The organism is Pseudomonas sp. P5_A2_2 (assembly GCF_054177685.1).
Genome location: NZ_JBGCUL010000759.1, coordinates 1 through 2,204, shown reverse-complemented (window position 1 = coordinate 2,204; position 2,204 = coordinate 1). Strand labels below are relative to the sequence as shown.

Annotated in this window: 2 protein-coding genes; both read right to left on the bottom strand. The window is 60.9% G+C overall.

Going from position 1 to position 2,204, the window contains the following annotated elements; translation table 11 throughout:
• Positions 1-1,004 (bottom strand): propionyl-CoA--succinate CoA transferase (locus ACXRVY_RS25280; protein WP_458238553.1); only part of this gene is annotated, 1,004 nt, incomplete at its 3' end.
• 213 nt (positions 1,005-1,217) lie between these two features.
• The coding region (locus ACXRVY_RS25275; RefSeq protein WP_458238552.1) for an NAD(P)(+) transhydrogenase (Re/Si-specific) subunit beta at positions 1,218-2,204 on the bottom strand (987 nt) is incomplete at its 5' end.

Here is a 2,204-nt window from a genome sequence, read left to right as displayed (position 1 = left end):
CGCAGGACCAGTTTGTCCTTGTAGCGCTCCAKGTTGCCGAACACGTCGGCATTGCGCCGGCTCGACAGGGTGATCGAACTGCCCGACGCAAAACTCAGCTTGCCAGCGTCAATCAGGTCGAAGGTCGAGTCCTGCAGGACCTCGGAATACATCGTCAGGTCTTCGAACGGTGAGTCGATCAGGCCGCACATCACAGAGTTGGCGATGGTGCCGATACCGGCTTGTAGCGGGCCGAGCTTGTTGGTCATGCGTCCGGCTGCCACTTCCTGTTTAAAGAAGTCGATCAAGTGATCGGCAATGGCTTGGGTATCGGCGTCCGGTGCCAGCACAGTGGAGGGTGAGTCGGCCTGGTTGGTGACCACGATGGCGACGATTTTTTCCGCTGGAATCGGGATGGCGGTGCTGCCGATGCGGTCGTCGACCTTGACCAGCGGAATCGGTGTACGGGTCGGACGGTAGGTCGGAATATAGATGTCGTGCAGACCTTCGAGATTCGGGTTGTGCGCCATGTTGATCTCGACGATCACGTGCTTGGCGAAAATCGCGAAGCTGGCCGAGTTGCCGACCGAGGTGGTTGGCACGATATGCCCTTGCTCGGTGATCGCCACGGCTTCAATCACGGCAATGTCCGGCAGTTTCAGTTGCTGGTTACGCAATTGCTCCACGGTTTCCGACAAGTGCTGGTCGATGAACATGACCTCGCCGGCATTGATCGCCTTGCGCAGGGTGCTGTCGACCTGAAACGGCATGCGTCGCGACAGCACGCCAGCTTCGGTCAACTGCTTGTCGAGGTCGTTGCCCAGGCTTGCGCCAGTCATCAGGCTGATCTTCAGCGGCGTGACCTTGGCGCGCTCGGCCAGCGCCTGGGGGACGGCCTTGGCTTCGCCGGCGCGAGTAAAGCCACTCATGCCGACGGTCATGCCGTCCTCAATCAGAGCGGCAGCGTCGGCAGCGCTCATCACTTTGTCCAACAACGAAGGCAGGCGAATACGGTCACGGTACATGGATTGTTATCTCGGGCAACAGGTAGCAGGACGTGCAGTCTAGTGAATTGCGCCAGCTTCTGTCCCGCTACCAAGGTCGCAATCGAGGCGTCTATTCCGGGCCTTTCAAGCAAAACACCGTTACCGGATCGGTAACAAAAGAATAGTTTGTCCGACGATTTGCGCAAACAAAAACGCCCCGACGAGTCGGGGCGTTCTGTGTGCCGCAGAGGGTTACTCGACAGCCTTGACCATGTCTTCGATGACCTTCTTGGCGTCACCGAACACCATCATGGTCTTGTCCAGGTAGAACAGYTCGTTGTCCAGACCGGCATAGCCGCTGGCCATCGAGCGCTTGTTGACGATGATGGTCTTGGCCTTGAACGCCTCGAGGATCGGCATGCCGGCAATCGGCGATTTCGGATCGTTCTTCGCCGCCGGGTTGACCACGTCGTTGGCSCCCAGCACCAGCACCACGTCGGCCTGGCCGAACTCGGAGTTGATGTCGTCCATCTCGAACACCTGGTCGTAAGGYACTTCGGCCTCGGCCAGCAACACGTTCATGTGCCCCGGCATGCGACCGGCCACCGGGTGGATCGCGTACTTCACGGTCACGCCGCGATGGGTCAGCTTCTCGGTCAGTTCCTTCAGTGCATGCTGCGCCCGCGCGACCGCCAGGCCGTAGCCCGGCACGATGATCACGGTGTCGGCGTTGGTCAGCAGGAAGGTCGCGTCGTCGGCCGAACCGGATTTCACCGGCCGGGCTTCTTTCGAGCCCGCCGGGCCGGCCGCCTCCGCCGTGTTGCCGAAACCACCGAGCAGCACATTAAAGAAGGAGCGGTTCATCGCCTTGCACATGATGTACGAGAGGATCGCACCGCTGGAGCCTACCAGCGAACCGGCGATGATCAGCATCGAGTTGTTCAGCGAGAAGCCGATGCCCGCCGCTGCCCAGCCGGAGTAGCTGTTGAGCATCGACACCACGACCGGCATGTCCGCGCCACCGATCGGGATGATGATCAGCACGCCGAGCACGAAGGCCAGGGCCAGCATCACGGCGAAGGCGGTGTAGTCGCCGGTGAGCATGAAGGTCACGCCCAGGCCCAGGGTGGCCAGGCCCAGCAGCAGGTTCAGCTTGTGCTGGCCGCTGAACTGGACCGGTGCACCCTGGAACAGGCGGAACTTGTACTTGCCGGCCAGCTTGCCGAAGGCAATGACCGA